Annotated in this window: 5 protein-coding genes; all 5 read right to left on the minus strand. The window is 43.4% G+C overall.

Translation table 11 applies throughout. The features are described from left to right. Positions 1-27: 27 nt before the first annotated feature. Positions 28-183 carry a hypothetical protein gene (locus tag K2G43_RS04110; protein WP_300153073.1) on the minus strand — a complete coding sequence of 52 codons (156 nt, stop codon included), beginning with the start codon at positions 181-183 and terminating at the stop codon, positions 28-30. 170 nt (positions 184-353) lie between these two features. Then, positions 354-2,063 carry a M64 family metallopeptidase gene (locus K2G43_RS04115; protein WP_300153076.1) on the minus strand — a complete coding sequence of 570 codons (1,710 nt, stop codon included), beginning with the start codon at positions 2,061-2,063 and terminating at the stop codon, positions 354-356. A 93-nt stretch (positions 2,064-2,156) separates the two neighbouring features. Continuing rightward, on the minus strand, positions 2,157-3,026 hold the full coding sequence (locus tag K2G43_RS04120; RefSeq protein ID WP_300153078.1) for a hypothetical protein: 870 nt from the start codon (positions 3,024-3,026) through the stop codon (positions 2,157-2,159). A 21-nt stretch (positions 3,027-3,047) separates the two neighbouring features. After that, positions 3,048-4,538 (minus strand): RagB/SusD family nutrient uptake outer membrane protein, encoded by a 1,491-nt coding sequence (locus tag K2G43_RS04125; RefSeq protein ID WP_300153080.1) that lies wholly within the window; start codon positions 4,536-4,538, stop codon positions 3,048-3,050. 91 nt (positions 4,539-4,629) lie between these two features. Beyond that, positions 4,630-7,404: TonB-dependent receptor (locus K2G43_RS04130; RefSeq protein WP_300153082.1), on the minus strand; the 2,775-nt coding region annotated here is incomplete at its 5' end.

Here is a 7,404-nt window from a genome sequence, read left to right on the forward strand (position 1 = left end):
GCCTACAAAATAAGGTAGAAGTTCCGATTATGATTGAGAGTCTCTCCATATCTCTTCCCATCCCTCCACCGTCCGGGCGGCGGAAGAGAAGTTTGCACCGATGCAGACTACTTGGCGCTTGTCGGCAGCGTAAGGTTGGATGTATCTATTTATCCAAATCTTTCTCCAGCTCCGTAATGGCAAGCTTTTTAAAAGTTCTTTAAACTAGTGCAGTCTTATCAAAATATACGTATCTGTTTTTGAGGATGTGGAACAAACTATTTATAAAGAAAAAAGCAGAGGTTGTTAATACCCTCTACTTTTTATCATCAGGATTTCTCTCTTCCAGCACTGTCACAAAAAATAAGAAAATGCTACATTAGCACTTCTCCCACAAAACGTGGTGCTGCAAAAGGCTTTTCTGAATGGCTCTCTATAGTACGTGTGTCAACCGGCTGTGGTAAATGAGTGCGATCAAATTCAACAAACGACTTGTAATCATACGTCCATGATGAGCCATAGGCCAACTTCATGATCCGCTTATAAATAGCCTCTCGAGAAGGAGCATTGAAGCCATGCGTATTACTACGCATCATGCTTTCTACAGTCGGTCGCCATGCTCCCCGCCAATAAGTACACGCCCCTTCATAAACTCCCAACTCTTCGCCATAAAGATCTTTTCCTTGATAACGACTATCGTTTAGAAAATGCTTCCATAATACGGTTTCGCGGTTGTTGGTGAAATCCACATTCATGGCCCAACCCAGTTGTTGCTGCATTCGTTTGCTTTTTTCGATTTCCGATGCAGGAATAACCCCTTGCTGCTCGTATGAATATTCGTCAAGCAATTTGGCAAAGCCATGTCCGATACATTCGTGGCACAACACCCTACGGAACATTTCGTTATCTAATCCATAAATAATCGGACAATAACCAATAGAAAACTCAATCGTATTTCCTATTTGGTTACCGAATCCAAAATAAGTGGTTCCTGCATACGCTTCCGTATTGAGAATTACGATGCTCATTGTTTCGTCAAGCAATTGCGGATCACTGTTCAATTCGGGTACAAGCGCAGCGTATGTCTTCACCATAGCATGGTTACCGCTGATGCCTGTACTGCCGCCTCCTTCCAATTGGCAATTGAATCGGGTGCTGTAAGAGCCTCCAAAAGCATTGTTTTGTGACACGGCAGTCACCATCCATACATCGAAATAGTTTCGCAGTGATTTAACTGGCTCTTCAGTAAAGAAAAGTTCCATTGATTTCTCCATGACCGTTCGATAATAGCCATTCTCAACATCTTTATCTAAAAAGCCATCGCCCATGAAAACAATAGGCACACCGTTACCTTCGGTATGTTTCTGTAAAATAAAGACTTTTTTGTCATACGTCGCCATGTCTGTAGAAGTACCTACTTGGGCGGCGTCTTGACGGATGGTAATTCGTGCTGATTTCAACAGAATATTGTCTTCATTTTGTGCATCTACAGCGTATATCTGCATGTTGGTGGTACGTTGAGAGAGAGCACGGTTGGTCAATACGGTGAGACTGAATTCTCTTGTTTGTAATGCTTTGGTTTCACCCTGCTCTACAACAATCCATTGAGGGAAATCGCCATCGGCAACAAGACGGAACTTACAGTTTGACAAATTGGTCGAATATGCGATTTTAAATGAACCGCCATCAGCTACTACATTGTACGAAGTTTGCTCCAAATTCAAGACATCAGTCTTTTTCTGTGTGAATTTCACTTCTTTAGTGATTCCCGCAGAAATTAAAGTCAATATACCTGTCCGTTCTTCGCCTGTTCGGTTTTCTTCTTTAGCCAACAGAGAAAGAGAGGTGTTTCCTGCTTCTCCTTTAGTTGGCGAAAGTACTACCCAATCCACATCCGTTTTTGCCTGCCAAGCCGCACTGGAGGTAAAACTAACTGAAACCGAAGCGTTCATCTGTGGTTCTAGGATGAGTTCGTTCGACTGAGTGTGGATATCCAACACCGGAATCGCCTCGTCATGGGAGCAGGCATTAAGGAAAAGAAGCAACCCCATAAAAAGGGTGAACGCGTAAAATCTTTTTTTCATGGCTCTTAATACATTATTTATTGTATGCAGACAAGAAGAGGGTACCCATGTATGGGCACCCTCTTCCCTTAAACAAATATTATAAGTTGCTTTTTACTTACGCAAAGTAACCGGAACGAGCGTGCCACTATCATCTGTATATGCTACGTATGCACCCAACCAACCGGCTGCAACATAGAAGCCGACACCGAAATCTTCCGGTGTATCCAAAGTGATTACACCAGAGTCATACACACCGGTGATATCATTACGGTAAGCATTCACGGCACCGGCGTTCCAATCTACACTGCAAAGCGGGAAGTAAACCGGTCCGTATGTAGCATAATTACCGATAACCTGTAATCCCGGAATAGTAATGTTATATTTCGTACCCGGAATAACTTCCTCCAGATTCATAGTCAGCAGGCCGCCAAATCCAAAATCCAAGTAAGCAACATCATTGACACCTTCTTCCATGGAGAGTTCACATTTTTCGCTGGCGACAGCCCCGTCAAATGGGTTGAATCCACGAAGTGTGTATATACCTTCCAACGGATTGTTTTCTTTCAGTTCTACTGTACAAGTTTTAGTACTTCCTATCGTAGCACCTTCTGCACTTACAATTTCGAAAGTGATGTTACGTCCGCTTTCAATAGCATCGTTACCTACACTCAAGTGAGCCTCTAAATTAACAGACTCAACATCAGCAGGTATTACAAAATGTTCCGTGGTCACAATCACATCCTTATCCGCTTCAAAGTTGGCATTGCTACCGCTCATTTTCGCAACTATGCGTACACTACCATTGCGTTCACCGGAAATCACAATGGGAATTTGCAACATAGAAGTACTTTCTCTCGTAGTTATGGTTGCTTCACCAAACTGAACCGTGGCATTGCCTGAGTTCAGAACCTCATCGTCATCGCCGCAGGCGACCATTGCCAATGGCAACAGGAAAAAGGCTAATAATTTAAGATATTTCATATTTATGTCTTTTAAAATGGATTAATAACCGGGGTTCTGTTGACCCTTGATTTGAGGATTCACATCAATCTCAGCCTTGGGAATAGGCCATACCATACGGAAATCATCCGCATTTTTCGTAAGAGCAGTGGTGTTTTCCGAACCGGGGAACAACACTAAATTAGCATCTTGCACTGCATTCTGACGATTTACGCCCAACCCCCAACGTTTCAGGTCAGACAAGCGGAATCCTTCACCTACCAACTCTCTGTGGCGTTCGTCACGAATCTCTGCCATCAGCAGTTCTGCACTATTGAACGTACGGTCTGTGTAACCAGCAATACGATTGCGCTTCAAGTCATTCAGATATTTGGCAGCCTCAGTCACATTTCCTTGGCCTGCGTATGCTTCTGCTGCAATCAGATATTGCTCGGCAATGCGGAACGGTTTGGATTTGTTCACATAGTGATTATCTACATTCACAACACTATAAATGTCAGGGTTACCCGGATATTTGTCAAACAGGTAGATATCGCCACTTGCGCCTGTAGATACGTTCAGAGTGAAAGGTTCAAAGAAAGCCGCAAAACGGATATCATTCTCTTGGTCGTAAAGATCCGTTAGGCTGCCCGATGGAACATAGTCCACTGTTACCTTGGCAGGGTCAGTCTGGTATTGTCCCCAGAAAGAGGTTCCGGTCGCACTTCCCAATTCATCAGAACTCATATAAATCTGCCACATCACCTCACTACCCATATCGTTCACCCACATGCTGTGGAATGCCTCTGCAGAGTTTATTAAAGCGTAGGTGTTGGACGCAATCAATGAAGTGGATGCCGTAACAGCAGTGCCATAATCTTTCATCTGCAAAGCCACACGTGCCTGCAGGGCAGTCACCACATCCGATGAAACGTAATTGATAGCAGCTTTTCCGGATTCCAAAGCAACAGCGTTATTTACTAAATTCTTGGCTTCAGTCAAATCGCTTACAATTTGCTCGTAAGTGGCTTTCAGTGAGGAACGGCCCGGATAAGTAGCTGAATTGGAAGTTGGAGCGTAAGTCAACTGCAACGGAAGCCCTAAATCCGTTTCCGCATTGGCGCTATTATATGCTTTGCAGAAATGATTCACAAGGTTGAAGTAAGAAAAAGCTCTGGTAAAATAAGCTTCGCCTACATAAGCCTTAATTTTAGCCATATCCGCTTCGCTGAAATTAGACTGTTCGCTTGCTTCAATCTTTTTATAGCTGTCAATAAAGTAGTTGCAACGCGCAATCAGCGAATAATAATTGCCCCAATAGCCCGCTATATTTCCGTCTGACATCTGGAAGTCCCAACGATATGCAGCACCATAGGTATTGGAAAATCCTACCGTAGCATTAAAATCATCACACTGCATTTCGGGTAATAGGATATATCCACCTGTTGTCAGTGAGCGGTAATAAGAATAGAGCCCAATTCGCGCATTGGCAAAGTCGTTTGCGCTGGTCATGTACAAAGACTCTTCTACGGCATTATAAGGATACTTTTCCATGTCGCAGGAAGACATCCCCACTGCAAGTAAAGCTGCCGTTAATATTGTATGTATTTTCTTCATTTTCATTTATCCTCTTTTATGGTTAATGTTAGAAAGTAAGTTCCACACCGAATGAGATTTGTTTGGTATTCGGGTAATTACCCAACTGAATGTTGCTGTCAATTTCCGGGTCATATCCTTTGTATTTGGTTACAGTCAGCAAGTTTCGTCCTACGAAGAATACTTTGGCACTCTCCATGAAACCGGTCTTTTTCATCCAGCGCTGCGGCAATGTATAGCTTACGCTCAAATTCTTCATACGCATGAATGAAGCATTTTCCAGCAAGTGAGTATCAAACTGCATCGGAGAATCGGGACAGGAAATATTAGTAATGTCACCTGGCTTTTGCCACATGGTCAACATTTCGGTGGTCTGATTATTCTTAGCAGCAAATGTATGGTTTTCTGTAAACCAACGTTCATTGTTAGTCATATATTGTCCCAGCATAAACGCGAAGTCTGCCGAAACGGTAATACCCTTCCAGCTTGCACGTGTACCGAAACCACCCGACCAAGGTGCATAACGTTGCTTACCAGTGAACACAGCGTCGTCTTCAGAGAAGGTCTTCGTTAAGTTACCGTTCTTGTCATACCACATGTTGTAACCATCACGCGGATCGACACCTGCCCACTTATTGGTAAAGAATTCGCCATAAGGCATGCCTACCTGCAATTTCAGACCGGTATTTCCCAATACATATTCATCCAATCCGTTGAACAATTCTGTAATCTCATTCTTGTTGTAGTTCAAGTTAGCTGAAACGCTCCAGTCAAAACCGTTCACATCCTTCAAAATGTCCACACCAAATGTGACGTCCACACCACGGTTCACCATGCTGGCTACATTACCCCAGCCTGAACTAAAACCTGTAGTATAAGAATAAGGAATCTCCATCAACATGTCTTCCGTCTTACGGTTATAGAATTCCACGTCCAAGCTGATGTGATCGAACAAACGAGTGTTCAAAGCTACGTTCGTTGACTTCATTACCTCCCAAGTCAAGTCGGGATTGGCCGGATTAGAAACCGCCGTACCGGAAGAGCTGCCGTAAAGCGGGCCTGAGCCAATCAGACCGAATGCCATATAAGGGCTCAATCCCAAAGCATTACCTACAGAACCATAGCTTACCTTCAGCTGCAATGTATTCAGCCATCTTACATCTTCCAAGAAAGCTTCTTTCTTCAAGTCCCACATGGCACCTGCTGACCAGAAATTACCCCACTGATTGTTCAGACCGAATAAGGAAGAACCATCGCGACGGAACGTTGCATCTATATAATACTTCTCGTTATAATTATAACTTGCGGTAGCGAAGTAGGAGTTAAAGACCTGCTGGGTTTTACTATGTGAAGGCATATTAGCTGTAGCGCCGGCAGACATCAACATCAATCGTTGATCGGTCAGGCCGGTTACAGAGGCTCCAAAACTCTCATTTTTGTTAATAATGGCCTCTTGTCCGATTAAGAAAGAGAAATGGCTATTATCCCAAGCTGTGAATTTATATTCGGCAGTATTCGTATAGGTAAACGCATAGTAGCGTTGGAACGACTCTCTTGCTGTACCTGCACCGGCAAAAGGTCCTACAGGATAAGCCACTCCGGAGGAGCGATAGTCAAAAGCTTCCATTGCCTGTGCAGCGCGAATATTCAGTCCCTTGATAGGATTGATGTTCAAGAAAGTATTTCCATTGATACGGGCCATTGTATTGGCACCCGGTTGGAGTTCAGACAGATAATAAGGATTCCAATAACCCATCTCGTCGAAATAGTCCAAACGGTCGCCGTAACCCAGGAAATTACCATTATCATCTTTCAGTATTTCATAATAAGACTGAGTAGGACGATAAATACGTGATGCATATACCTTATTATAAACACTGTTTGCGCTTCCACCAAAAGCGGTAGTAGAATACTTCTGATAAGACAAGTTCATATTCACCCCAGCTTTCATCCATTTAGTGATGTTCGTTTCTATATTGGAACGCAATGTTTCACGACGCAATTTTGAGTCATCCATAATACCATCCGCATCGTAGTGGCCAAATGCAAAATAATAGTTCAAGGCATCTGTACCACCCGTTACATTTAAGTTATATTCTTGTGTAGGTGCCGAACCACCGAAGAATACATCTGCCCAATCGGTAGAAATTCCGTTGTCAATATAGAAATTCTTGTTGCTTTGGAAGGCTGCATTTTCTTTCAAAGAGGGATCTAAGATTTCTTGGAAGTTAAGCCATTGTTCAGCATTCATCATCTCTACATTATCACCTGTCATGCGTGATATACCGTATTGTGCACTGATATTGACTTTTGCCTTAGAACCTCTCTTACCTTTCTTAGAAGTCAGGATAACAACGCCATTTGCGGCACGGGAACCATAAATAGCAGTAGATGAGGCATCTTTTAATACGGTCATGCTTTCTATATCATTCGGATTGAGCGCAGTGAACGCACCGGAGGAAATAGGTGCTCCATCCAAGATGAACAACGGTTCGGAAGAGCTATTGATAGAGCTGACACCACGCAGACGCATACGTACGGACTGACTCGGTTCTCCACTCGGTGTAAATACCTGCAAACCGGCAACTTGTCCCTGCAAAGCATCAGCCACATTGGCTACCGGTTTCTTTTCCAACTTTTCACTACTTACTGCAGTTACCGAACCAACTACTGAACCCAGTTTCTGGGCACTACCGTAACCTGTAATCACGACTTCTTCAAGCATCTCAGAATCAGACTTTAAAACCACCTTTACATGCGGTTTAATCGCCACTTCCTGCGTCTGCATACCAATGAATGAAATCATCAAAGTTTTCGCGGAACT

Source organism: Bacteroides sp. (assembly GCF_029057325.1).
GTDB lineage: Bacteria > Bacteroidota > Bacteroidia > Bacteroidales > Bacteroidaceae > Bacteroides.